Origin of the sequence: Paraherbaspirillum soli (assembly GCF_042654985.1) — a bacterium.
In the GTDB taxonomy this organism is placed as follows: domain Bacteria; phylum Pseudomonadota; class Gammaproteobacteria; order Burkholderiales; family Burkholderiaceae_D; genus Paraherbaspirillum; species Paraherbaspirillum soli.
The window spans coordinates 22,197-47,145 of sequence record NZ_JBHSMT010000030.1 but is presented as its reverse complement, the minus strand read 5'-3'; the positions used below and the strand labels follow the sequence as shown (position 1 = coordinate 47,145).

General features: G+C 60.7%; 23 protein-coding genes. 3 read left to right on the top strand and 20 right to left on the bottom strand.

The annotated features are described in order from the left end of the window. The 6 genes from ACFPM8_RS20210 to ACFPM8_RS20185 all read right to left on the bottom strand — a co-directional run bounded on the left by ACFPM8_RS20210 (nucleotide 1) and on the right by ACFPM8_RS20185 (nucleotide 3,354). Nucleotides 1-606 (bottom strand): zinc-ribbon domain containing protein, encoded by a 606-nt coding sequence (locus ACFPM8_RS20210; RefSeq protein WP_379000354.1) that lies wholly within the window; start codon nucleotides 604-606, stop codon nucleotides 1-3. Beyond that, the gene (locus ACFPM8_RS20205) at nucleotides 591-1,370 is read right to left on the bottom strand and encodes a hypothetical protein (protein ID WP_379000352.1); all 780 of its coding nucleotides are present in this window, start codon (nucleotides 1,368-1,370) and stop codon (nucleotides 591-593) included. Before ACFPM8_RS20205 ends, ACFPM8_RS20210 begins: the two co-directional genes overlap by 16 nt. Nucleotides 1,371-1,433: 63 nt before the next feature. After that, nucleotides 1,434-1,700 (bottom strand): hypothetical protein, encoded by a 267-nt coding sequence (locus ACFPM8_RS20200; RefSeq protein ID WP_379000350.1) that lies wholly within the window; start codon nucleotides 1,698-1,700, stop codon nucleotides 1,434-1,436. A gap of 60 nt (nucleotides 1,701-1,760) precedes the next feature. Beyond that, nucleotides 1,761-2,165: a DUF3224 domain-containing protein gene (locus ACFPM8_RS20195; RefSeq protein ID WP_379000348.1), complete on the bottom strand. Its 405-nt coding sequence runs from the start codon at nucleotides 2,163-2,165 to the stop codon at nucleotides 1,761-1,763. 15 nt (nucleotides 2,166-2,180) lie between these two features. Continuing rightward, on the bottom strand, nucleotides 2,181-2,522 hold the full coding sequence (locus ACFPM8_RS20190; protein ID WP_379000347.1) for a YbjQ family protein: 342 nt from the start codon (nucleotides 2,520-2,522) through the stop codon (nucleotides 2,181-2,183). Nucleotides 2,523-2,739: 217 nt separating this feature from the next. After that, nucleotides 2,740-3,354, bottom strand: a complete 615-nt coding sequence (locus tag ACFPM8_RS20185; RefSeq protein ID WP_379000346.1) for an immunity protein Imm33 domain-containing protein — start codon at nucleotides 3,352-3,354, stop codon at nucleotides 2,740-2,742. Between the two features lie 431 nt (nucleotides 3,355-3,785). Here ACFPM8_RS20185 and ACFPM8_RS20180 point away from each other — a divergent pair, with 431 nt between their 5' ends. Continuing rightward, on the top strand, nucleotides 3,786-5,432 hold the full coding sequence (locus ACFPM8_RS20180) for a methyl-accepting chemotaxis protein (protein ID WP_379000344.1): 1,647 nt from the start codon (nucleotides 3,786-3,788) through the stop codon (nucleotides 5,430-5,432). 25 nt (nucleotides 5,433-5,457) lie between these two features. Here the strand turns inward: ACFPM8_RS20180 and ACFPM8_RS20175 are convergent, their stop codons facing one another. The 4 genes from ACFPM8_RS20175 to ACFPM8_RS20160 all read right to left on the bottom strand — a co-directional run bounded on the left by ACFPM8_RS20175 (nucleotide 5,458) and on the right by ACFPM8_RS20160 (nucleotide 10,376). Then, a complete protein-coding gene (locus ACFPM8_RS20175) occupies nucleotides 5,458-6,414 on the bottom strand; it encodes a fimbrial protein (RefSeq protein WP_379000342.1) in 957 nt (318 codons plus the stop codon). Continuing rightward, on the bottom strand, nucleotides 6,411-8,987 hold the full coding sequence (locus ACFPM8_RS20170) for a fimbria/pilus outer membrane usher protein (protein WP_379000340.1): 2,577 nt from the start codon (nucleotides 8,985-8,987) through the stop codon (nucleotides 6,411-6,413). Before ACFPM8_RS20170 ends, ACFPM8_RS20175 begins: the two co-directional genes overlap by 4 nt. A 24-nt stretch (nucleotides 8,988-9,011) precedes the next feature. Beyond that, the gene (locus tag ACFPM8_RS20165; protein WP_379000338.1) at nucleotides 9,012-9,764 is read right to left on the bottom strand and encodes a fimbrial biogenesis chaperone; all 753 of its coding nucleotides are present in this window, start codon (nucleotides 9,762-9,764) and stop codon (nucleotides 9,012-9,014) included. Between the two features lie 96 nt (nucleotides 9,765-9,860). After that, nucleotides 9,861-10,376: a fimbrial protein gene (locus ACFPM8_RS20160; RefSeq protein ID WP_379000336.1), complete on the bottom strand. Its 516-nt coding sequence runs from the start codon at nucleotides 10,374-10,376 to the stop codon at nucleotides 9,861-9,863. Between the two features lie 311 nt (nucleotides 10,377-10,687). On the opposite strand from ACFPM8_RS20160, the gene ACFPM8_RS20155 reads away from it, so the two are divergent. After that, nucleotides 10,688-13,042 (top strand): ATP-binding protein, encoded by a 2,355-nt coding sequence (locus ACFPM8_RS20155; protein WP_379000334.1) that lies wholly within the window; start codon nucleotides 10,688-10,690, stop codon nucleotides 13,040-13,042. Nucleotides 13,043-13,275: 233 nt separating this feature from the next. Further along, complete coding sequence (locus ACFPM8_RS20150) at nucleotides 13,276-15,057, top strand: lytic polysaccharide monooxygenase (protein WP_379000332.1); 1,782 nt, start codon at nucleotides 13,276-13,278, stop codon at nucleotides 15,055-15,057. Between the two features lie 120 nt (nucleotides 15,058-15,177). On the opposite strand, the gene mdcH is transcribed toward ACFPM8_RS20150, so the two are convergent. Genes mdcH through mdcA form a run of 10 tightly spaced genes read right to left on the bottom strand, consistent with a single transcriptional unit; the run spans nucleotide 15,178 to nucleotide 24,892 of the window. After that, complete coding sequence (gene mdcH, locus ACFPM8_RS20145; RefSeq protein ID WP_379000330.1) at nucleotides 15,178-16,110, bottom strand: malonate decarboxylase subunit epsilon; 933 nt, start codon at nucleotides 16,108-16,110, stop codon at nucleotides 15,178-15,180. A gap of 24 nt (nucleotides 16,111-16,134) precedes the next feature. Beyond that, complete coding sequence (locus tag ACFPM8_RS20140; protein WP_379000328.1) at nucleotides 16,135-18,378, bottom strand: alpha/beta hydrolase domain-containing protein; 2,244 nt, start codon at nucleotides 18,376-18,378, stop codon at nucleotides 16,135-16,137. A 17-nt stretch (nucleotides 18,379-18,395) separates the two neighbouring features. Continuing rightward, on the bottom strand, nucleotides 18,396-19,067 hold the full coding sequence (locus ACFPM8_RS20135; protein WP_379000326.1) for a malonate decarboxylase holo-ACP synthase: 672 nt from the start codon (nucleotides 19,065-19,067) through the stop codon (nucleotides 18,396-18,398). Between the two features lie 14 nt (nucleotides 19,068-19,081). Then, on the bottom strand, nucleotides 19,082-19,846 hold the full coding sequence (gene madM / locus ACFPM8_RS20130; protein WP_379000324.1) for a malonate transporter subunit MadM: 765 nt from the start codon (nucleotides 19,844-19,846) through the stop codon (nucleotides 19,082-19,084). Next, on the bottom strand, nucleotides 19,843-20,247 hold the full coding sequence (gene madL, locus ACFPM8_RS20125; protein ID WP_379000322.1) for a malonate transporter subunit MadL: 405 nt from the start codon (nucleotides 20,245-20,247) through the stop codon (nucleotides 19,843-19,845). Before madL ends, madM begins: the two co-directional genes overlap by 4 nt. 13 nt (nucleotides 20,248-20,260) lie before the next feature. Next, nucleotides 20,261-21,112, bottom strand: a complete 852-nt coding sequence (gene mdcE, locus ACFPM8_RS20120) for a biotin-independent malonate decarboxylase subunit gamma (RefSeq protein ID WP_379000321.1) — start codon at nucleotides 21,110-21,112, stop codon at nucleotides 20,261-20,263. Beyond that, nucleotides 21,109-21,969 carry a biotin-independent malonate decarboxylase subunit beta gene (locus tag ACFPM8_RS20115; protein ID WP_379000319.1) on the bottom strand — a complete coding sequence of 287 codons (861 nt, stop codon included), beginning with the start codon at nucleotides 21,967-21,969 and terminating at the stop codon, nucleotides 21,109-21,111. Before ACFPM8_RS20115 ends, mdcE begins: the two co-directional genes overlap by 4 nt. A 7-nt stretch (nucleotides 21,970-21,976) precedes the next feature. Continuing rightward, on the bottom strand, nucleotides 21,977-22,300 hold the full coding sequence (locus ACFPM8_RS20110) for a malonate decarboxylase subunit delta (protein ID WP_379000317.1): 324 nt from the start codon (nucleotides 22,298-22,300) through the stop codon (nucleotides 21,977-21,979). 16 nt (nucleotides 22,301-22,316) lie between these two features. Further along, nucleotides 22,317-23,231, bottom strand: a complete 915-nt coding sequence (locus ACFPM8_RS20105; RefSeq protein WP_379000315.1) for a triphosphoribosyl-dephospho-CoA synthase — start codon at nucleotides 23,229-23,231, stop codon at nucleotides 22,317-22,319. Continuing rightward, nucleotides 23,231-24,892: a malonate decarboxylase subunit alpha gene (gene mdcA / locus ACFPM8_RS20100; protein ID WP_379000313.1), complete on the bottom strand. Its 1,662-nt coding sequence runs from the start codon at nucleotides 24,890-24,892 to the stop codon at nucleotides 23,231-23,233. Before mdcA ends, ACFPM8_RS20105 begins: the two co-directional genes overlap by 1 nt. Nucleotides 24,893-24,949 lie beyond the last annotated feature (57 nt).

The following is a 24,949-nucleotide window of genomic DNA, read 5'->3' as shown; positions in this document are numbered from 1 at the left end:
TCAAATTTTGAGTTGGTGCGCATCGTCGGTCGCACCACTTGCGCGCTTGATTGCCTGGACAAGAACCGCAGTTCCCGAGTACTCAGGTATTTGTCGCAAAGCCTGGTTCTTGATTCGGCCCAAACGATGCAGGTCGCGCAGCACGCCTCGCGCGAGAAGATAGATGGCGTCATCAACCAGGAACATTAACTCTTTGCGGGAATGGCCTTCTTTGGCAACAAGACCTGAATAGCGCTGCAGGCGACGTCGCTCGGTTTGCGTGTCTCGGCGGCACCTAGGGCAAGTGACGCAATCGGCATCGACATAGAATTTCAATGTTTCGAACCAATGCTTCTGCTCTTTGGCAAAGAAGATGAAAGGCCGTTGGCAGGTACGGCATTTTTTCAGCATATCTACGTAGTAGTTGCGCGGATACATCGCGTAATTTTGCTGTGTGGGATCGGCAATGATTACAGACTTGGGAAAGATGGATTCGCGGTCGTAGCTCCAATGCCCTCGGCGGATTAGCGATTCCGAGACTGAAATACCGGAATTTGTCGGACGGCCGCCGTGCTGCGGATGCGGCACGATTTCCTGCAGTAGCGCCGCGCTTAACAGTTTTTCCATGGAGTGAGTTCTAACGAATGTTGAGCTTTCGCGGCAAAAGATTCCATGTTAATGGATACATACCTGCTGTAATCCGGAGGAATTGTGGTTGTCAGAACGATGTCGGTTGGCTGCAGGTGATGAATTGGATTTTTTCTGCGATCGTTCAAGAAAAAAGAGAACTCATGGTGTTCGCAGACGGTTACGGCTTGATCTGCAATGCGGTCAAGTATCGATGATTCGGGCAATGTATCGCCTATCCACGGCAGCAGCCGAAATACTGCTTCATCCCGTTTTCCAGCCGGGCGCAAGCCAACAAATTTGAGCAGTGCGATGTTTCCGAGCGGGAGCGGGATACTGAAAACAGCGCCAATTGGCGAGTCCAGCTGTTTCTTCGGAGGTTTCTGTGGCTTTAGCTTGACCTGCCTCAATGGCGGCTGTGGAGTTTGTAGCTTGCTACTCAGCGCGGCTAGAACTTTGGCTCTTGCACGAACCTCAGATGGCGCATCCTCTTGCCAGTACCTCACATCACCGCCTGCTTTCAGAAGGGCGAGTGTATGCGCTTTTACGTTGGCGCTCAGACAGCCAAATCTCCATTGTGTTTCGGCCAGTCCAAAGTACACGAGGCACTCAATTTGATGGTTGGACAAAACCTCGTCGAAGCGTCCGAGAATTTCACTTTCTACTTCGGAATGGCTCAATCCTTCTTCTAAATGGGTCTTGAACGCATCACGAACCTCGCATGTCGTATCGTCCGAATAAAGACCTGTTCCCCATGCTCCCATACGTACTCTCAATAATTAAGTTGACTGGTGCACTTTAGCGTCCGGGTTGAATGTCGAGCTAGCTCAGTCATTGAAAATTTTTAGTTCAGGATCGAATTCGGATCTGCTCAGCTGTTCTCCGTAGCGTCCAGTGGGAGCTACGGGCTCTTGCGCTTGGAGCCGATAGACCCAATGCACCGCCACTGTGCCGACCACCGGCACTAGCCAAATCAGCGCGAGCTGCAAATGCTGTTGCTTCCTGATGTAAAAATCGCAGCGGATGATCATCCAGGAAACGCGCACCTGATACGCAAGCATCAATGTTCCAAGGCAAAGCAGTGCGGTCGTCATATTCTCTTCACGGAGGCCCGTGTATGAGCAAGGGTAGTACAACAGACATGCGGCCTAATCTCATGGGGCTGCAGCAAGCGTGTACTCGAAGTCATAAAAATGCTTGCCATCGACGATGTTGATCGCCATCTTGCCTGCCAGCCCAAGCAGTTCAGCGGTGCCGGAATCCGGGACCACCGTGATCAGCAGTTGCGGTACTCCGCGCGTCATGGTGCCGCTGTGCTGTAGCACGAAGCTGCCGCTGCGGCCATTCAAGGTGCCGACCACCCGCTCAAGCGCGACGTAACCGGCCGAGCCTTTGACCTCGGTGCCGGCGGCCAGCATCTGGCCCTTGCTGCTGGCGTCGAGTTCGCCGTGGAATTGCTTGTCGATCGACCTCCTGCCGATGCTTGGATCGCCGACCTGGTCTTCCTGCGGCTGAGGATTCAATTTCACTTCAAACGTTCCGCTCGCACGATTCGTCACGACTGCCTCCTTTTGCTATGTCCGTTGATCGTTCGGCACCACAACCACCGCCGTGCCGTAACACAGCACCTCGGTCAAACCGGCCATCAATTCCGTGGCGTCGTAGCGCATCGCAATAATCGCATTGGCGCCGCTTTGTTGGGCGTGTTTGCACATCAGTTGATAGGTCTCCGATCGCGCTTGCTCGCACAGTTGGGTATAGATCGTGATGTTGCCGCCAAACAGGGATTGCAGCGCGCCGAAAAAATTGCCGACGATGGAGCGGGAGCGGACGGTAATGCCGCGCACGGGGCCGATGTTTTTGACGATCGTGTAGCCAGGCAATTCAAGTGCCGTAGTGACCATGGTGTTCTGCATGATGAGTCCTGAAAAAGCCAACTGGTTAGTTACATCAATTCAAAAAATATTCCTGAATTGCCGGCACTTCTACTGTGCAATTGGGCGCAGTAGGACATTGCTTGCAAGCATTGCAGCATAAAGACAGAAAAGGTGTATGTCTACTGGGCAGGCGGCGCACTAGTGCATTGGTTTCTTTGTTAAAAGATAGGGGGCATAGGAAAACTATGCCGATTAATCACGCATTGTTGACAGCAACGAATTCTGCACTATCGGACGAGCGCTCAAAGGCCGCACCGATGGCGGAGTCAAGCAACGTCAAGATTGAGTCATCGCGACTCAAAACCGCTCCTAGTGAGACAAATGCGATGTTTTTCGCATCATCCATATATTCATCCGATTCATCGCCAGCCAAGATACGCCAACCGCTATCTTGCTCGTTATCGGGTTCTTCCCTGTATAAATAGCCGATCTTTAAACCGTCCTTGAGAATGCGATTGGTGACGAAGCAGCGTGGAATATATTTTTCAACAATGTTGTCGTCATCATCGTGTTTGGTGTTGATGATGTGAATGTCCCGAAAGCTGACGGGGTCATCCAGTGCGATGTCTTTGATGTGGTATGGCTCGTTATTCAAGCGTCCGCTGAAGCAGCCATTTCCTTCAATCGAATCGACCAGTACCCACATGCGCTCAGCGCCCGGCGCTTCCGGATCATCGCTTTCAAAAGCGAATATCAGCTTTACAACCTCGCCGACAGCAATTTTTGCTATGACTTCATCGGAAGGCTTATAAAAGGTGTATTTGTTTTTTGCGGCAATTTCCGCCGCGTCCACTAAGTGCCAAGACGGCATGCGTGCTCCTGATTACTAACGGTTTCTATGCAACGCCACTCGGCCAAGTGCCAAAGCGCATTGCTTGCAAGCACCGCAGCATAAAGACAGAGGGGACTTATGTCTACTGGGCAAGCAGCCCACAATGAATTTCCCCGATCCAGCCCTCCATGATTAAAGGGCATCTCGAAAAACCGTAGCGAGCGGCTCAAGGTCGGGGAGAGAAGCGCAGCCGTACGGAGGTACGGTGACGAATATGTCACCTCTGCAGCCCCGAGATTGGCGAGCTTGCTAAACCCTGCAGTAGGTTTTTAGAAGCGCCCTAAAGTTCTTCCACTTTCCTGCCGTTAACACCAAGGAAAGCACGGCATACGCTTGCCAGATTTTCATTAACGGCGCGCCAACGCTCCATCCTATTAATAATTGCTCAAGAAAAAACTGGAGATTCCCACATGCATAAACTGAGCTTTGTCCAGAAACTCTGGTTGCCCCTGATCATTAGCCTGGTTGCACTATTGGCGGTATCGGTCTTCAATGCTTATCAATCTCGCGCTATCCGCCTCGAAGAGCGCAAACACGACCTGGTCAACGTGTCCGGCGTGGCGATGAGCGTGATCAAGGAATACGGCGCGCTGGCGGCTAGCGGGGCCTTGAGCAAGAGCGATGCGCAAAAGCAGGCGTTGGATCGGATCAAGGCCATGCGCTACGGTAAAGACGGCTATTTTTCCATTTCCACCTCCAGCGAAGTGATGGTGATGCACCCGATCAAGCCGGAGCTGGACGGGAAAAAAATGAGCGATTTCAAAGACCCTGAGGGCAATCTGCTGTTTGTCGCCATCTCCAAGGCCGGCAGCCAGCCGGACGGCGGCTTCATCAACTATGTCTGGCCGCGCGTCGGTTCCACCGCATCGGTGCCCAAGACCTCGTTTGCGCTGGCCTATCAACCGTGGGATTGGGTGGTGACGACCGGGGTGTATGTCGATGACATCACCACGGCATTCATGCGCTCGCTGTATCAAGCCGGCCTGATCCTGCTGGTGGTGGCAGCGGCACTGGTGGCTTTCGTTATCTATTCCAACCGCAGCATCCTGCACACGATAGGCGGCGACCCGGGTCAGGCGGCAGATATCGCCAACCGCATCGCGGCCGGCGATTTGACCTTGAGCATAGACGTTCGCCCGGGCGACGACGACAGCCTGGTGTATGCGATGAAGTCGATGCGCGACTCGCTGCTGCGCACCATCGGCAATATCAGGACCGCGGCCGATGCCATCGCCACCGCCTCCAGCCAGATCGCCAGCGGCAATCAAGACTTGTCGAGCCGGACCGAACAACAGGCCGGTTCGCTGGAAGAAACCGCCTCGGCGATGGAAGAGTTGACCTCCACCGTCAAACAAAATGCCGACAACGCGCGTCAGGCCGATCAACTGGCCGTGACCGCCTCGGGCGTGGCGGCTCAAAGCAACGCCGTGGTGTCGCAAGTGATCAACACCATGGGCACGATCCGCGATTCGTCCAAAAAGATTGTCGACATCATCAGCGTGATCGACGGCATCGCCTTTCAAACCAATATCCTCGCCCTCAACGCCGCGGTGGAAGCGGCCCGCGCCGGCGAGCAAGGCCGCGGTTTTGCGGTGGTGGCCTCTGAAGTCAGGAACCTGGCGCAGCGTTCCGCCACCGCAGCCAAGGAAATCAAGGTCCTGATTGACGATTCGGTGGATCAGGTCGGCGTCGGCAGCAAGCTGGTCGAGCAAGCCGGGGCCACCATGGATGAAGTGGTCATCAGCGTCAAAAGAGTCACGGATATCGTCGGCGAGATCGCCACCGCCAGCAAGGAACAAAGCATCGGCCTGGAACAAGTCAATCAATCCATCACGCAAATGGACCAGGTGACCCAGCAAAATGCGGCCTTGGTGGAGCAGGCTGCGGCAGCGGCGGAATCGCTGCAGGATCAGGCTGCCAATCTGGCGCGGGAAGTCAGCCTGTTCAAGCTCGGCAACGTGCAATCGGCTCATGCCGAACCCGCCAAGCGCACGCTGGATATCACGCCGCGCCCAGCGCAGTTGGGCTCGAAGCTTAGTGGACGCGCGGTGGCCTGAAAAATGCTCGCGGCGGATCGCTGCTTCAGCGCATGTCGATCAAGAACGTCAGGGCGGCATTGCCGCCGCCCGGCGTGACTTGGCTGGCAACCTGGTAGTACTGGGCCGTCAGCGGCAGCCGCATATCCCAGCTGTTGACATTGCCCAGACTGTTCCAGGTGTTGAGCGGCAGCGGCGCGTTGTCTTTCAGTATGCGGATGCCAATGCCGGTGGCGGCGTTCGGGCCGCTCAGTTTGAGAACGTCCGGGTTGTCGGCGCTCGCGGCGCCGACGAATCTGATCGACATCGGCGTCGGATGGCCGTCTCCGTAGCCGCTGCAATTGAGGCCGATCTCGAAATTGCGCGTGACCGGCGTCGAACCCGGCCCGGTGAAGCCGGCGGCCGGAACCTCGCCAAAATCGACCACCAGGTTTTTCGAATCGGTGTTGACGTTGCAGGCCACGCCATGCACGTAAGTGTTGATGACGTGCAGCGATCCGATGTTGTGCCCAACTTCGCCGCCGGCCGGCGCGGCATCGACCCGCAGTATCAAGCCTTGTACGTGGCCCGGCGTTATCACGCCAGTGCGGATCAGGGTCACCAACAGCCTGACGTTGCTGGTTGAGCCGTCGCCAGGGTGCTGCATGAATATGCCGTCGTTCAAATTGCTGATAACTTTGCCATCCTGCGTTACCCGCATGGCGAGGCCGGGCAGATTGGTGCGCCACAGGTCGGTGCCGGGCAGGGTGCTGAAATCGGTGCCGAAGTTTAATGTTTTCGGCAGGTCCCGGCCCTGGCCGTCTTTATTGCAGGTGATGTGCAAGGTCAATTCACGCGCGGCCAGGAAGCCGCCGGGCGCCGCGTCGTTGTCCATGATGGGGCCGAATCCGATCGCATTGAAGTCGTCCGGGGCGCTACTGCAATGCGCTTGCGCCACTGTCGATAGCAGGCCAAGGGCCAGCGCCAGCAGGCCCCGGCGCAGAGTGAAGAGTGTTTGCTTCATTGTGTTGATTCCTTGTCTGTCGCTGTGCTGTTGAGGGTCAGGGTGCGGTCGGCTGGTTGGCAAGTCGCGTCGATTTCGGGCAGCGTGTCGCGGCCGCTCTTTGCCGCGTCCGCCAAGGCGAACGACAGCGAGCAGCTTTCGCTGGGACGATTGCCCCAGCGTACATGCAGCGTGCCTTTTTGCCCGGCGCCGGTGGCGAAGCTTTGCCCGTCCGGGCCGACCATGCCGACCTCGCGCCCATCGTCGGTCAGCACCGTCGCACCGAACGGCACCGGTTGTCCATCCGGGCCGGTGATGTTCAGCAGCAGGCGGCCGACCGCGACTTCGAACGGGGTCATCACGACTGCGCCGCGGGTCGGCACCACGTTGGCGGTGGCGTTCTTTATCTCGACCTGGCGGTCGAGATCGCCGGTGGTCAGCGAGATCCGGTTGGCGCGGTAGGGTGTGACATGCGGCACCACGGCGTAGCCGCTGCTGTCGGTGCGGACTCCTGCGTTGGCCTGAATGCCGACGTCGGCGGCCCCTTCGGCGCGGACCAGGGCGATGGTGTCGCCCAGCGGTTGCGAGAGCGTCAATCCGTGTTCATGCAACACCATGCCGCCAGTCGCGCTGAGCGAGGTCTGGGCGCTGTCGTGCGAGGTGTTATGCGTCAGCGTTGCCTGGCCGGCCGAGGTCCGGTAGATGGCGCTGGCGCCGCCGCTGAAGTCGCCGGCCGAGCGGCTGCCATCGACGCTGTAGCTGAGGCGATTGTCGTCGAACGCGGTGCCGAACACGCCGACCCGTTGCTCCGCATGGCCGCTGCCGCTGACGAAGCTGGCGCTGCCATAGGTGGTGCTCGATTCCGGCGGACCCAGCGGGATCGACAGGTTGAGCGCTATCTGGCGGTTGATGCTGCCGTCTGCCCGGTGCTCATAGTTGAGATTGAGGCTGACCGGCATGCGCTGGATGCTGGTCGAATAGCCGAGTTGCAGCATGCGGTCTTTGCCGTCGCGGTTCAGGTAACGCTGTTCGCTGCCGGTGAAATACAGCGAGCCGAGGCTGCCCAGGTTCTGGCTCACAGTGGCTTCCAATTTGCTCTGGCGGTTGCGCAGATCGAAACCGTCGGCTGGCGACAGATCGGAACGCACCGCGTCGCTCAGGCTGCGATAGTTGCCGCTATAGCGGTAGGCGGCCGCGCGGATCTCGGTGCGGCTGGCATCGATCACCTTGGCATACATCAGGCGGGCCGCTTGCCCGGAACCGGCGCGGCCGCTGTCGTTGTTGTCCTGGGTACGGCTGGCGGTCAGGTCCAGCGAGACCGCCCCCAGGTAGGCCATGTTGCGGGCGACCCCGAGCGAGGCCGCGGTATGCACCGGGGATAGCGAGATGCCGCCGTACACGGTGGTTTCGTTGGCCAGTCCATGCGATGCGCTGGCGCTGACGAACATCGGACTGCGGCTGGCGCCCGGCACTCGCAGCTGACCGAGCGTGGCGCGGTATTTCCATGCGTGCTGACGCAGCAGGGTCGGGATGCTGGCGTAGGGCTGGATGAAGGTGCGCTTCTGGCCATCGGCTTCGATGATCGTGACTTCCATGTCGCTGTTGGAGGTGGTCGAATACATGTCGTCGATCGCGAACGGGCCGGGCGAGACGTAAGTGCTGTAGATCAGGAAGCCGTTCTGGCGAATCTCGACCTTGGCGTAACTCTGGGCGATGCCGCGCACCACCGGCGCATAGCCGCGCAGGCTGTCCGGCTGCATGGTGTCGTCGGAGGCGAACTGGGCGCCGCGAAACGGCACGCTGTCGAACACATCGCCCGGCGTAAAACTGTCGCCCAGCGTCAGCTGGCCGCGCAACGACACCAGGTCGCGCTGGACATAGCTGTTGAGCATTTGACCGTGGGTGCCGCTGGCATCGCGGTTGATGGTGCTGCTGGTGCGAAAGCGCCAGGGGCCGAGATTGACGCCGGATTGCAGGCTGGCATACCACTGCACCCCCGGCCCGTCGCCACCGCCGTTGCCACTGCTGTCGCTGCGATGATTCTTGGCGGCGCTGAGCCGGTAGTCGAGCATGGCGGCATTGATGCCTTCGTCCCATTGCGAGGGCGGCACCGCACCGCGCGGCTGGCTGCTCATCGACGCTTGCGGCACGGTGACCGTCAACACCTGCGGTCCCGGGTCGAAACTCACCTGGCTGCCCGGCATGGTGAGCGCGATATCGGCGCACTCATCCGGCGCCAGTGCCGCCAGCAGCGGGTAGGCGGGCAGGTTGACGCCTAGCGCCGCCGCCAGGGTGGATGTCATGCACGCTTGCGCGCCGCCGTGGCTGCCGTCGGCGGGAGCCTCGAAACGGACATCATGCTGACCGCTTTTTTCACCGTTGATGGTGACGTCGACCAGATGCACGCCGGGCAGCGCCACGTTGTCTTTGGCGAAGGTGTCGAGCGCGATATCGGCAGGACCGCCGCCAAACGATAGAAAGCTGGCGTTGAATTTATTCTCTGCAAGCGCCGTCTTGCCGGCGGCCAGCAGTGCCGGCATGGCGATCAAGAGCGCCAGGGCTCTGAGTTTGAAACGGGAAGGCAGTGCGTACATGGCGGCCCAAGGAAAATGAGAGAATCAGTCGGTTTTTGCGGCAGCTGCGCCGGAGCGGACCTCGGCCTGCGCGGCGTTGCCGGTCGCACCGTAGTCATTGATGGTCTGGAAACTCACGCTGAGCGGCTGCGCCGGTATCGCTTTCAAGCTCTTGACCGGGTAGCTGACATCGGTCAGCGGCGGCGCGGTTTCCAAGTCCAGATCTTCGTGCGCGGCGCCGTTCAGCTTGACGCTGGCGAACGTGACATGGAACGGCGTCGGATTGTGGACCCGCAGCGCGAGCCCCTTGCCGCCTTCTGCCGGGACCAGCTGCCAGCTGAGTTTTTGCGCCGCTTCGGCGGCATTGCCTTCCAGCCCTGCCGGCCGATAAAACAATTTGATGCGGGTATGGATGGCGATCTGCAGCACGTTTTGCTTATCCGATGCCTCCGGGATTTCCTTGATGTTCATGCCGAACACCGACTCGCGGTCGGTCGGCAGATTGCTGCGGGTGCGCATGATGCGCAGCAGGTTTTCCTTGCCGGGATCGAGCCGCGACAGCGGCGGCGTGACGAAGAAAGGGGCTTTTTTCTGATCGCTCTCGGCGGCTGTATCGACCCATGCCTGGACCACGAACGGCGACTTGTCGGCATTCTTGATCGGGACGCTCGCTTCCCGTTGTTTCTCTTCGAAAATGACGCGGGTGGCGCCGACCACAACGCCGGCGCTGGCCGACTGGATGGCACAGCAGGAAAGGATGCAGCCGGCGAGCAAGCGCCGTGTTCGATGGGTGTTCATGGTCGTGGCTCCAATGTCGGGATGGGCAAGGCCATCGCGGGTGGAAGGAATGAGGAAGGCCGGCGCACCGGCGCTTCCTTGTGCAGAACGGGGAAATTAACGGTAAGTCACTTTGAAGGCGGCAGTCGCATTGGCGGCGCCGGCCTTCGTTTCGGTCTCGGTGGAGACGTAGTTGGCCTTGAAGTCCAGGCTGTTGTCGCCCGGCGCCAATTGGTACTCCTGGGATTCCGAGTTGATCGCAACCGCGTGGTCGTCTTTGTCCGCGAGTTTGATCGCGACGCCGGCGGCATCGGTAGGAGCACCGGTGCCGATCTTGAGCAATTCGCTATTGTTTTCGTCGGTCTGGCCTTCGAATGTCACCCTGACGCCTTCCAATTGCGTGTCGCATTTGTTCAGCTGGATCTTGAAAGGCACCGGAGCGCTTTCGGTGCCGGCTTCGGCGAGTGCGTCTTTGGTGACGACGCCCATCGGTACGTCGATGTTGCCGCTAGGGATTTCGCAAGTGGTGGCAACGATCTTGCCGGTGAAATTGATGTTGCCGCCGTCGGCTGCCATTGCGCCGGCAGTGCACAGGCATAAGGATGCTGCGATGGCGAGTGAGGAAAGTTTCATAAATATCTTCATAACAGTTAAGCGTCGAAAGGAGCGTGAATTGATGCGGTTCACGCGCTATAAGTCATGCAAAGCCACACGGAGCGTGTCTTGCTAAGGACGGATTGTGGGGAACTGTCGGATCGCTGGAAACAAATCTGAATAAAGTCTTAAAGCGGATGTGCATAGGATTTGTCCTATCAAATAAATGAGATTTCGCCCCGCCGAATCTGGGATGCCGGCACCTATGGAAGCACTCGGATTTGTCCCAGAATGAGCGCTGTTCCCGATCGACCCGGATCAGACAACGCGACCATCAGGGGGAGCCATCCATGTCCAACACCACCACTGTAGCCATGCCGTTCGCAGTATTGCGTCAAGCCCTGCCGCGCATACGTCTGACCGACCTGATCTTCGGGCTGTGCGTGGTGGCGATCGCGGTCATCGGCGCCCAACCGGCCACCGAAGCGATGTTTGCCTCGATCGACCGGATTCATCACGATGTCGTCCTGGACCTGCTGCCGCAGCCAAATTCGCAACGGGTGACGGTCATCAATCTCGATCAAAAGACGATAGACGAGTTGGGACAGCGCGACAGCTTTGCGCGCGCCACGCATGCCAAACTGCTGGCGCATTTGCAGCGGGCGCGGAGCGTGGTGTTCAATATGAATTTTGTCAGCCCGAGTCCGCCCGGCCAGTCGCTGGCCGATGCGATCGCAAAAAATGGCCGGGTGGTGGTGCCGATGTCCTCCAGCGGCGGCAGCGCGGCGGCCGACGACAAGCAACTGCTGGCGCCGACACCGGCGGTGACGCAAGCGGTGGCGGCGCTTGGCCATCGCAACTTCATGGTCGGCAACTTCAAGGTGGTGCGCGGGATTTTTCCCTATCAAAGCAGCGGCGGCGCCGAACTGCCGCACATCGCCCTGGAGGCGATCCGGGTAGCGGGCATGCACTTGCCGTTCAGCGATATCCGCCTGCTGGCGCAGCGCCAGATGTTGTCGATGACCCAGCAGATGGCGGATGTATTGATGCTGATCCTGCCAAGCAAGATGGACCTGGCCCAGTACTCGTATGTCGACGTGCTGAAGGGCCGGATTCCCGCTGCCGCCTTTGCCAATCGCATTGTGTTTGTTGGGCATCAGGCGTTCGAGGCCTCCGGCAGCTTTAATACTTCTTCCCTGTCCGAGCAAAGCATGAGCCGCAACCAGGTCGATGCGCTGGTGACGCAGGCATTGCTGGATGGGCGCGTCATGCACGGCGTGCCGGAATGGTGGAAGAGCAGCATCAGCCTGACGGTGGTGCTGGGCCTGATGCTGATTTGCATGCTGGCGCCGGGCAGCCGCATGCATCGTTTTGCGCTGCTCTGGATCGTTGCCTATTTCGCGGTCGCGACGGCGCTGCTGGCGTTCGAGCATGTGTGGCTGCCGGTCAGCGCCACGCTGGTGTGCTGCATGCTGGTCTACGCTGCTTATGCGTGGCGCAGGCTGGCGGGTACGCATCGCTTGCTCAAGCACGAACTGGCCGAGCTGCGGCAACTCTCCAGTGTCATGGGTTTTGCCGCACAGTCCGAGGTCAACGACCGCAACGGCGCGGCCAACCTGATGCAGCCCCTGCATGAAATCAAACAAGCCATGCGCCAGATTCGCGTCTGGCAGGAAGCCTATGCCGGCGTGATCAACATGCTGCCGTATCCGATCTTCCTGGAGCAGGACGGCCGGATCGTGCTGTGCAATGACAAAGCCAATGCGATGTTGAAAGCGTATGCATCGGATGGCGCTTCGATCGGGGTTGCCGAAGAGGCGATTCTGGGACTGGCGGCCGGCTGCCGGGCGCAGAGCCAGGATGGCGAAGCCATCTGTGTGTCGGAAGTGACGATGGGCGAGCGCGAACAATTGCTGCTGGTGACGCCGTTTGCCTTTTTGAATGAAGCCGATGGCGCTGCCAAGCTGATCAGTTTTGTCGATATCCAGGACGTCAAGGAAACGGTGGTCAACGATCGTCAGGCTTTGCGCTATATGGCGCACGACTTGCGCAATCCGCTGACCACCATGCTGGCCCTGATCGAGCAACAGGACGGACAGGGCGAGTCGGGCGGCGGCGAGGCCTTCCTCGACGATCTGCGGCGGCTGACCAATTACAGCCTGCGCGTGGCACAGGACTTCATGCAATTGTCGCGCGCCGAACATCTGGACCCGGCCAGCTTTTTACCGCTCACCTTGAATGAGCTGGCGAGCGAAGCCTTGGACCAGATCGGCGGCGCCGCGGACCAGAAGCAGATCGCCTTGCTGGCTCCCGACGACGATGGCGGCAATCTCTGGGTAAGCGGCAATTACGACATGCTGCTGCGTGCCACCGTCAACCTGCTCGACAATGCGGTCAAATATTCGCCTCCGGGGTCTGCCATCGTGCTGCGGATGGAGCGGGCGCAACAATATGTTTGCCTTAGCGTGCAGGACCAGGGCATTGGCATTCCCGAGCAGGCGTTGCCGCAATTGTTCGATCCGTTTTTCCAGGTCGACAAGCGCTGCCAGAGCGCGCGCAACGGCGTTGGCTTGGGCTTGCCGTTTGTGCGCACGGTGATGGAGCGGCATGGCGGCTTGGTCGAGGTCGCATCCGAAGTCGGGCGCGGCAGCTGTTTCCGGCTGGTGCTGCCTGCCTACGCCATGGGGGAAGAAGAGCATGCCTGATGTGCGCAGCAGTTTGCGAGCGGGTATTTGGATTTCTTTGAGAATGATTGGGCTGCCGGGATGACTCTGAAAAAATGCAGCTATCCGAGAACACAGATGTAACGCTGCGCGAGCGATGTTGCCCGCGGTTTTCCGGAGACGTCATCGGTACCGGCTGACGCGCAACGACCTTGGGTCAATGTCGGCATCGCAAGGTATCCGATCAATTTTTATCGTTTTCCCAAAGGCTTCTAATGAAACAATCCACACCCAAACAAAAGAAATTGCTGAACACCGTCGCACCTGTACTCGTACTGACCCAATTGGCGGCAGTGGCGATGTCGCTGGCGCCGAATCTGGCTTCCGCGCACGGTTCGATGGTCAATCCTCCTAGCCGTGAATATTATTGCAAGACCAGTGACGATCCGGAAGGCCCGAGAACTGCTGGCTGCAAGGCAGTCATCGGGAAAAACGGTAACGGCATTATTTATGATTGGATGAGCAATGCCCAAGGCAGCGCCAATGGCAAACACAAAGAGGTAGTGCCGGACGGCCTGCTATGCGCCGGCGGCAAGACCGCCCGCGACGGCCTCGATTCGATCGCTGACTGGAAGCGCACCACGATCACCCCTGACGCCAATGGCGTGGTAGAGCTGCAATATCTCCAGACAGCGCCGCACGCAACCGAGTATTTTAAAAACTACATCAGCAAAGATAGCTACGACGGTAGCCGCGCCCTGCGTTGGGATGATTTGCAACTGATCGGCGAAGTCGGCGAGCAGCCTGCCGAAACCAATACCAAAATGAAAGTGAAGATTCCCGCCGGCATGACTGGCAAGCGGGTTATCTATAACGTCTGGCAACGTAGCGATAGCCATGAAGCGTTTTATGCCTGTTCCGACGTTGATGTCGCCGGCGCCGTGGCGTCCAATTGGAAAGCGATGGGTCCACTCCAGGGCGGCGAAGTCAAGGCTGGCATGGAAATCACGCTGCGCGTGTTCGACAAAACCCGCGGCAGCGATCTCGAAAAGCACACCATTTCGGTCGCCGCTAGCCAAATGAAAGCCGCAGAATGGATCTATGCTCTGGCGCAAAAAGTGAATAATGATTCTTCCCGCGTCAAGGTCGGACAATTGGGCAGCGACGGCAAAGTGGTGCCGATCAAGAGCGCTACCGAGAATTCGATCTTCGGCAGCGGCAAGGAATACAACTTTGCGATTGACCAGAACGTCCCGGGCGAAGGCGGCGGCAATGGCGGCGGCACTGAGCCACCGGTCAACCAGCCTCCGGTAGCCAAGATTTCCGGTCCGTCCTCGGCCAACGCAGCGCAAAACGTCGCATTGTCTGCAGCCGGTTCAAGCGATGCGGACGGCGATGCGCTGACTTATACCTGGACCGTGCCGGCAGGCATTACGGCAACGCGTAACGGTGCTGCATTGAATTTCACAGCGCCTAGCCTGGATAAAGACACCAGCTTTACCTTCAAGGTTGCGGCCAACGACGGCAAAGCATCGTCTTCCGCCAGCCATACCGTGACGGTCAAGGCCAAGGCGGGCGACGGCGGTACGCCTCCTAGCGGAACCACCAAGATCACCGGTCCGGATACGCTGGTGGCGGGTACGCCTGCCAAGCTCACAGCCACTTCGGGCTTCAAGGGCGGCGTCTCTTACAAATGGACTGCTTCGAAGGACGTTGGCGGTACCCCTACTACCAAGCGTGATTTCTTGATCGTGCCGGGATTGGTCGACAGCACCACGACTTACACCATCGGAGTTGTCGCCACCAGCGCTGAAGGCGAGACTAAAGGTCAAACGCGTGCGGGCGAATTCAAATTGACGGTAACGCCGAAGGCGCCTGCCGGTGGCGGTACTGCGTACCAAGCTGGTAATACGTATGCAGCAGGCGATGTCGTGACCAATAACGGCAATTCGTACGAGTGCAAACCGTTCCCGAATTCGGGCTGGTGCGGTCAATCCCCGGCGCATTACGAGCCGGGTGTCGGCAGCAACTGGACTGATGCCTGGATTCAGAAGTAATTTTGCAATAGTGTCAAACTGATGGCCGCACACCGCGGTCATCGAGCAAGCCCCTTTTCGGTAACGAGAAGGGGCTTTTTTATTGGTGCAGCAGGTTGGAGCCTATTGGACGCAGCCGGGTTACAACGCCAACCGCTCGCGTGCGATCAGCGCCAGCAGCGTATCGAGCCGATGATGGTCGCAAGCGATGGCAAGGCCGTCCGTGAATATCGGCGCGCTGAGGTCGCTCAGTACGCTGCCGCTCGGCATCTCCAACGCCAGCCGGGCGCCGCGTTCCCATGCCAGGCGGACCGTATCGGACCAGTGCAGCTGACGCGCCATATTGTTGGCCAGATCGTCGGCTATGCGGGTCGGCTCGGAAAGTGGACGTATCGCAGCGGTGCTCAGGTAGCTCAACTGCGGGCGCTGCACCGCGATCTCGGAAAAAGCCGTCGTCATGGCGGCCGCTGCGGCATCGAGCAGCGGGCAATGAGAGGGCACGTTGACCGCCAGTCGTTCGACCCTGGTCGCGCCGCATTCAATAGCGAGCAGCATGACCGCGCGCAAGGCGTGGTCGGCGCCGGCAATCACCATCTGCTGCGGCGCATTGAGATTGGCCAGATAGACCGGATGCGACGCCGTGTGTACCCGGGCGATCAATGGCGCCAGCTGATCTCGATCAAGGCCGTTGATGACCGCCATGCCGTAACCGCGCGGATAGGCGCTCTCCATCAACCGTGCGCGGCGCTCGACCAGCCGCAGCGCGTCGGCGTAGTCCAGTGCACCGGCAATCACCGCCGCCGGATAGGCCCCGATCGACAGGCCGGCGACCATGTCGGGGCCGGCTTGCTGCGCGCCCAGGATGCGGGCCATGGCGACGCCTGCAATCAGCAGGCATAGCTGGACCGCGTAAGTCGATGCCAGCGCTTGTGCTGTATCCAGCAGCAGGGGATCGGCGTCAAGCACGTCGCCAGCCTCAGCCAACGCGCGCCGGGTCTCGGGATGATCGGGCAGTGCGTGGAGCATGCCGGGCTGCTGCGCGCCTTGGCCTGGGAACGTGAACAGGATGCTCATTGCGGTCTCTATGCCAACGCGCTGCTAGGGCAGAGGAATCAGCGCAGCCGAGATGCGATCGGCATTGGCGCTGAATACATTGTCGGCGTCCAGTTGCAGCAGATAGCCCTGGCTGACCAGCGCGTTGGCAGCGGCGCTGACCTTGCTTCGATAATCTGCCCGGCCGCTATAAAGATCGGCCAGCGCAGCACGACTGTCCGCACCGCCGGTCTTGGCCGCCTGGTTGATGGCGAATGGAATCGCCGCGCCGGCCGCGCTGCATGCCTCGCCGACCGCATGGCCGTTGGTGCGCAGGTTCCAACCGGTATAGGTGGCCAGCGGCACAGCCAGATCCGGCACCAGGATGCCCGCAGTCTCGTTGCCGTTGCGGTCAACCTTCGGCACCAGGATGGTGTACTGCCTGGACAGATCGGCAAGCGGGACCGCGTTGCTGTAATCGGTCACGAACAGTTGGTTGACAATCGCGTTGCCGTCGTATGCCAGGCTGATCGCAGTCGGCGTAGCGTTGACGCCGTTCGGCACGACGATATTGCTCAAGTCGGGAAAGCCAAGCGCAGTCTGGCTGGTCGCGACCAGTTCGCCGGCGGCAACCGTCGGGTAGCGGGACGGCGGTGGCGGCGTGCCGTGCGTCAGCCACCTTTCCAACGCCGGAATCAGCGCCCGGGCTACCGGGTTCAGGCTTGCCGGATTGTTCGGGAACTGGCACAGACTGCCAGCCGGAGGCAAAGTCAGCACGCCGGAAGCGACGCCGGCGCCGCCGCCGTGCTGGGTACTGGCGACCAGGTAATAGCGGACGTTGTCGGGCAAGCTCACATCCCGGCCTGCGCCGTCGGTGAGCACCAATGATGCGCGGCCGCCCCACCATTCAAAACTACCGTCCAGCTGCATGACCTTGGGACAGGTGTCACTGGTTGTGCACTTGCGCAACAGACCGTCGGTCATTCCGCTCAGCGGGTCCGTGATGACGTTATAGGCAAACGGGAATTGATCGCCCGGCATCCAGTGGTCTTCGTGCTGCTTCGACCAGCGGCCGATCTGCGAGAAGCGGGTGTTGAGCCAGGTTTTGCGCGCGCCTGGAATCACGGGTATCAAGCCATCGAAGACCTTATTGCCGTGCGCATCCCGGTTGAATCCCAGGTACAGGAAATCACGCAAGAAGCGGCCGGATTGCGATATGCCTTCGCCGATCGCAATGTCGACATTGGTGGTCGGTTGGTCAGCGCAATTTGCGCCGGCGGCACAGGCGGCAGTCTTCAGGTCGTTCAAAGGATTGGGATTGCCTTGCGCATCGTGCGCGTTGTAGCGCAGGAAGGAAATCAAATCCCGTACCGCCGCCAAGCCGATCCCATTGACCTTGGGATCTTTGGCGCGGTACACGAAGCTGTAGATGGTTCCCGCATCCGGCGCTACCGGGATGGCGCCGGGGCCGGGCACGGTGGCTGGCGGTGTGAATGAGACAGCAGTCGCACCGTTGGCAGTCTGGACATAGCTCCAGGTGTCTACCGGCGCTGATGGCGCGGCGTAGTCTTGTCGGCCGGCTCCATTGCGCCATGACTGGCGCGCAGTAAAAATGACTTCGGAGCGATCCGCGCTCGACGCCGGCGCATAGCTCAATGGAATGGTGTTTGGTGGTCCTGCCGTGGTATCGGGGATGAACTCTTCTCGGCTCAGGCTGGTGATGGCGCTGCCGTCCGGCTGGGTGACGCTCGGGAAGCGGGTGCCAACTGCCGCGCTTGCGCCATTGCCGGTCTGCGCGATGTCTCCCTGCCAGCCGCTCCAGACGATGGTGTAGCCGTATTGCAGCAACGACGGCATGCTTGCCGCGGGTGTCGTTCCGCTGACCAGCGGGCCGCCGCCGATGAAGACGGTTTGGCCGAGTTTGTTGCCGCGATTGACGACATCGTAAAAAAGCACGCGTCTGGCATTGTGCGCGTTTTGCGGCCGCAGAATCACGACGTCGGTGGTGTAGGCTACATAACCGTCGGCATCCAGCGGCGCATGCTGGAGGTCAACGATGCCGGCGTTGTCCGGCGCGCTCGGATTGAGCTTGCCATGCACGATGCCGGTAATGACTTGATAGGGGCCGGACGCGCCAGGCGGAGTGACGCCGTTGAATGCCGGCACGCTGGAGACGACTTCAAATTGATCAATGATTCCAGCCGCCTGCGCTGGTGACGTGACGGGACGGTTGTGTCTGCTGTCATTGCAAGCTGCCAGCAAGGCGCAGATACACACTGCATTCAGGAGCAGTTTTGTCGTCGTGAGCATTTGTCGATAGCCTCTTATTAAGCGATCTGGCGCCACGGGTCCTCGGTCAGCAACGGCCCATGGTCGGTCTTCAGCAATACCCGCCGATGACCATTGGTCCATTCGGACAGGGAGAAAGCGCCATGGCCGGTCTCGATCTGGATATCGATGCGGCAAATTGACGCTGCGCTCAGTGCCAGCAGCAATGCCGTCTGAGCGGTGCTGAGCGGCTTGCATGCGCGCACGATGAGATCGAGATCGCTCTCCAAGCGCAGCACCGGCAAGCCGCTGGCAAGCGCAAAGCCGACGCTGCCGGTTGGTCCCCAGCACAGGCCGGACGCCAGCAGCGACGGCGCCAGGGTAGCGAGTGCCTTGAATGCAGGGAAGGCGCACAGCCGAGATTGACTATGCCTATGCCAGGCTGCTCCGCTGACCAGCTGTTCCGGCGTAACGCAACGCGCTACTGCCTGACGCGCCAGATATGCCTTGGCGCGTTGGCTGCGATGCGTGCCGCGCAGCCCGACCGGGATATAGTCGGGGTCGCTGACCAGTTCACGCCGCATCACTAGCGGCGCCCGGGCCAGCCATGCTGCGGTCGCCCACGGCGGCAGAGGACAGGTCACCGACAATGCGGCCGGATCTGTGATCCACAGCAAATCATGTGGACGCGGAGCGTGCTGGTCGGCGTCAGGGAGGTGATATCCGATCATGCTATAGAGCGCTCTTATCCCACCAATGCTTTGGTAGCGAAGAACAGCAGCGACGGCCCCAGCAGGCAACCCAAGCCGGTGTAAAAGGTCGAGGTCATCGCGCCGTAGGGAACCAGCTTGGGATCGAGCGCAGCCAGGCCGCCGCAGACGCCACTGGTGGTGCCCATCATGCCGCCGAAGATCATCGCCGTGCGCGGATTGTCGAGGCCGATATATTTGGCGGCGAATGGCGTGCCGACCATCACCAGCACCGACTTGACCAGTCCGGCGGCGATGCTGAGCGCCATCGCCTCGGAACTCGCGCCAATCGCCGCGCCGGTGACCGGGCCGACGATATAAGTCACCGCCCCGGCGCCGATGGTGGTCATGCTGATGGCATCGGTATAGCCGAATGCGTAAGCGACTCCGGCGCCGATGACGAACGACAGCACCACCCCGACCAGCAGCGAGATGACGCCGCTCAGGCCGCAACGCCGCATGTCGCTCAAGGTTGCGCCGAAAGCGGTCGAGACGATGGCAAAATCGCGCAGCATGGCGCCGCCCATCAGGCCGATGCCGCTGAACAGCTTGATATCGACGATGCCGTTCTTGCCGCCGCTAAGCACGCCGCCGACATACGCCAGCAGCAGGCCGATCATGATTGCCAATGCCGAGCCGTGCAGCTTTCCACGCGTCAGTCTGGCCGACAGGAAGTAGGAAATCCACATCGTGATGCCGATCACCGCAAAGGCGGTCAGCAGGCCGTTTTTGACCAGCAGGCTGGTCAGCATGGCGCTCATGCTGTTTCCTGTTCAGTCTGGTCGGCAGGCTGCAGTTGAGTGGCCGATTTGGCCCGGCCGATACGGTCGATGGCAGGAATCAGCGCAAAGCTGACGACCACCGCAAGCACGCCCGCCAGCACCGCTGCCGGTCCGCCCTTGAGTGCGGCGACCACGTTTTGCTGCGCCGCCATCGCGACCACGATGGGGATATACATCGCAGTCCAGAAGCCGATGCCGGGGATGGAAGCCGGCAGCAGCTGCGTGCGTTGCAGGCGATCGGCGATCAGTATCAGCAACAGCATCGCAAAGCCGACGCCGCCGACGTTGGCCTTGACCCCGAGCGCGACGCCGAGCAGGTCGCCCACGAACAAGCCGAGCAGGGTACAGATGGCGAGTAGCGCCACGCCATAAATGATCATGATGTGCTGTCCTTCAGTCCAGCCGCAATTGCATTGCAGCTTGGGAGTCGTCACGCGACCATTGCGTCCGCATCATCTCTCTTACCGTGACCGATGCGCGGCGGTGTTTGGCATCCAGGCGACTGCCAAGATCGCGTCCGGGATCGGCCCTGACGCTTGCCAACGCCTCGCGCAAGCTGTGCTCGACCGTGTGGATATCGGCCGCGGACGGCTGCGCCGGCTGGTCAAGCGTCAGGCATCGCCATAACAGGCCGAGCGAGGCAAAACTCGCAATGTCGTAAGCCATCGGCGGTATGGTCGCAGCGAGGGCTGTCAGCGCATCGACCGAACGCAACGTGATGCGCGCCGCCGATTCTTTGCCCATGGCATGCACCGTCACTGCGGGATCATTGATCGCGATCAGGCGATTGGCCTGGTAGCCATGCGCGAGAAAAGCGCCGGACATGGCTTTGCCGACAATCAAGCCAAGCACCGGATGGCCGGCCAGACGGGCTTGCGCATAAGCCCCGGCGGCGGCCGCCAGCGCCTGATGGATGCCGAAAGCTTCTTCGCGCCGGCCATAGGCCTGGCTGGCGACGTCGATCACGGCAACGATGGGGGTCTTGCCGGCGCCGCGGTCGGCGGCCATCAACTCCTGTACCGCCCGGGCCAGCTGCCAGCCTTCGATCAGGCCGACTTCGCCGCTGCGCGCACGCGGAAACCGATTGGCAGGATCGGGCACCACTGCCAGGTAACGCGCTCTGCGGCCTGCCAGGTCGGCGTCGGCCACCCGCACCGAGGCTGGATAGCCTGCGATCGGCGTGGCATCGCCGGTCAAGATTGAAAACCAGAGTGCGCCGCGACTCGGTGCAATGCTTGGGTTCATGTTGAGAATCCTTTCCGGTAAATCGCACGCACCGCTTCCGGTGTCGCCTGCGCGCTGGTATCGACTTCAGCCAGGCAGCGCAGGAAGTCCTGGTGCAGATCGCTGCGGTGCTGATACGGGACGCCGCGCCGGAACAAGTCGCCGACTACGCTGCGGATGTGCTGGGCATCGTCTTCGACATAGATGTCGGCCAATCCGCAGCGGTAGCGCTGTTCGCCGCCGATCAGGCTCCAGATGAACGGTTTGTCGCGCGAGTCGCATTCGGCGATGCCAGCTTCCTGCTCAATCACCGCCGGCCCATTCAGGCCGAGCCGCGCCTCGCGCGTAACGATCAGATAGCTGCACAGGGCGGCGCCGATCGCCATGCCGCCGAAGCAGCCGACGGTGCCGGCAATGATGCCGATCACCGGCTGGTAACGGCGCAGATCAACGATGGCCGAATGGATTTCTGCAATCGCCGCTAGCCCGAGATTGGCCTCTTGCAGGCGCACGCCGCCGCTTTCAAACAGGATGACTGCCGTGGTCGGGATGCCTTTGCGGTTATCGGCGGCCGCCAGTTCCAGGGCGCCGGCAATCTTGGCGCCGCCGACCTCGCCCAGGCTGCCGCCCTGGAAGGCGCCTTCGATCGCCAATACGACGCATGGCTGGCCGTCGCATGTGCCCTTGGCGACCACCACGCCGTCATCCGACTGCGCGACCACGCCTTGCAGGGCCAGCCAGGGCGATGTGACGCGATCGAAGGGGCCGATCAGTTCGTGCATCGAACCGGCGTCCAGCAAGGTGCGGGCCCGGCTGCGGGCATCCAGTTCGATGAAGCTGTCGCGTTGCAGCAGTGATGACGATTTCGCGCTGTTCATGGATGCCTCATTTTCTGTTCACGCGCTGGTGCGGATGATGCAATTCTTCAAACGCTTGTTCGATCCGCAGCCGTACCACGCCCGGCGTCGCGCCAAAATCATTGATCTCGATCCGGGCCGCCGGCAGTTGCGCACTGGCGAAAATGCGCGTCAAAAGCGCTTGCCAGACGCGGCTCTTGCCGTGCACCGAGGTGTTGATGGCGACGCTGGTGACGTGGCTTGCCGACGGCGGTTCCAGCAGGACTTCCAGGTCGCCGGAGGCAACCACGCCGGCCAACACACGTTCTGAGGCAGGTGCCCCTGCCGGATATTCATAGAAGATTTTTTCCATGGATTTCCTCTTTTGGTTAATGAACAAAATCCGTCCTGAGCTGGTCCAGGAACAGCGTCGCCGCCAGCAGGTCGGCCGCACCGCCCGGCGAAACATGCAAGACCAGCAGCTCTTCCTCGTACTGGCGCAGCACGCTTCGGCCGTGTGGGCTGGCGGCGCCGCCTGCGGCCAGCACCCGCTGCGCACCGGCTTGCACCGAGGCCAGCGCTGCTGTGCCGCCGCGCGACAGGATGCAGGTGTCGTCGAGTTCGGCGATCACCGCCAGCAAGGCATTGAGGCGGGCGTCGTTGACCTTGTCGCCGCGTGCACGGGAGCGTTCCAGGCAGGGCAGTGCGATCTCGATGACATGCGGAAATCCCGCTTGCGCTTGCGCTCGTGCACCGCCAACCCGGTACTCGTGGCACGCGCGTTGCCCCTTGTTGCCGGTCAGTACAGGGGAAAATGGGTCTGGTATGCGCGCCAGTACGCCGGCGCGGGCAGCCACCGCTGCCGGTGCCAGTGCGTTGCAATCCTGCGCCGCGGCGGTCACCAGCAGGCCGAGGGCCCAGATTGCCCCGCGATGGGAGTTGATGTCGCCGGTGGCGCGCATCATGCTCGCCTCGCCCTGGCGACCAAGGAAGCCAATGTGCTCGCGCAATCTTTGCAGGTCGGCCATGCTCTGTCCTGCAACGGCCATCGCATGGAAGGTGGAGTGCAGCGCCCACGCCGAATGACACATCAATGCCCAGCTGAGATCGCGGTGCGCGCCGCGGCTGCGCATATCGACCAGGCCGGGTTTTGGGGTCAGCGTGACCTCATCGATCAGTGCCGCCACCACCAGGTCGGCCAGATATTCGGGCAAGGGCGCGGTCGGCGGGGGCGAGTACGGCGTGTATTCCTGCTCGGCGGCAGGATGCATGCGGTGCTGATCAAACAGGGCAGCAGCAATCATTACCAACTCCGGAATCTGGCGGGCGGTGCGTACAGGTCGTCGGACCAAAGCACCAGGTCAGCCAGGCTCTTGGCAGCCAGTAGGGAACGGGTCGCCTCGCTACGCTGTACCCCGAGGTCTTCGGGCAGTGCTATCAGTCCTTCCCGGCGCAAGTCGGCAGTGCCGGCCGGATCGTGAGTCATGCCGACCGGCGTGACGCCGGCGACGGCGGCCAGCATGGCTTTACGTTGTTCTAGCGAGCGCGCCTTATAGAGATAGGCGATGCCTTCCTCCGTCAATACGTGCGTCACGTCATCGCCATAGATCATGACCGGTGCCAGCGGCATGCCGGATGCACGGCCCACTTCCACTGCGTCGAGCGTCTCGACGATGGTCGGCTGGCTGCCGTTCTGGAACGTTTCAACCATCTGCACGACCAGCTTCTTGCCGCGCGCCAGCGGGTCGTCGGTCTCGATCAAATCAAGCCAGGCCGGGCTGGCGTGACGCCGCCCGCGCGGATCGTGGCCCATATTGGGGGCGCCGCCAAAACCGCTCAGACGACCGCGGGTCACGGTGGATGAGTTGCCTAGCCCATCCATTTGCAAGGTGGAACCGATGAACAGGTCAATCGCGTATTGCCCGGTTAATTGGCACAGGGCGCGGTTGGAGCGCATCGAACCGTCGCGGCCGGTGAAGAAGATGTCGGGGCGGGCGGCGACGTAATCCTCCATGCCCAGTTCGCCGCCGAAGCAGTGAACGCTTTTCACCCAGCCGCTTTCGATCGCCGGGATCAGGGTCGGATGCGGGTTCAGCGTCCAGTGTTTGCAGATCTTGCCCTTGAGGCCGAGCCGTTCGCCGTAAGTCGGCAGGATCAGTTCGATCGCAGCGGTATTGAAGCCGATGCCGTGATTGAGCGACTGCACCTGATGCCGTTCGTAGATGCCGCGGATGGCCATCATCGCCATCAATATGTGTACCGGCTTGATCAGCCGGGGATCGCGGGTGAACAGCGGTTCCAGGAAAAACGGTTGCTCGGACTGCACCACAAAATCGATCCAGGAGCCGGGGATATCGACTCGTGGCAGCTGGCCCGGATCGTCGACGATCTGATTGACCTGAGCGACGACTATGCCGTCGCGAAAGGCGGCCGCCTCGACCAGCGTCGGCGTGTCTTCGGTGCTGGCACCGGTATACAGATTGCCCTGGCGATCGGCCTTGAATGCGGCGACCAGCACCACATTCGGCGTCAGGTCGAGGTACAGGCGGGCATACAGTTCGAGGTAGGTATGAATCGCGCCGATTTCCAGCAAGCCGTCTTGCAGCAACTGCGCAATGCGCAGGCTTTGCGCACCTGCATAGGAAAAATCGAGCTTGCGGGCGATGCCGCGCTCGAACAGTTCGAGGTGTTCCGGCCGGCTGACGCTGGGCATGATCAGGTGCAGCCGGTTCACTTTGGCGGGATTGACCCGGGCCAGCGCGCCGGACAGAAAATCAGCCTGCTTCTGGTTGTTGCCTTCCAATGCCACACGGTCACCCGGTGCGATCAATTCTTCCAACGCGGTGACGATGTCATCGCTGCGCAATACCGGACCGTCGGCCAGATGCCGCACCAGCGCCAGGCGCCGGCTTTTCTCGGTTCGGCGCTTACTCCACTGCGGATCAAGCTGGGCGCTGGCTGGCATGCTCACTCCGATAAATTGACCACGGTGATTGCACAATAAAGTTGTCGGTCCAATACT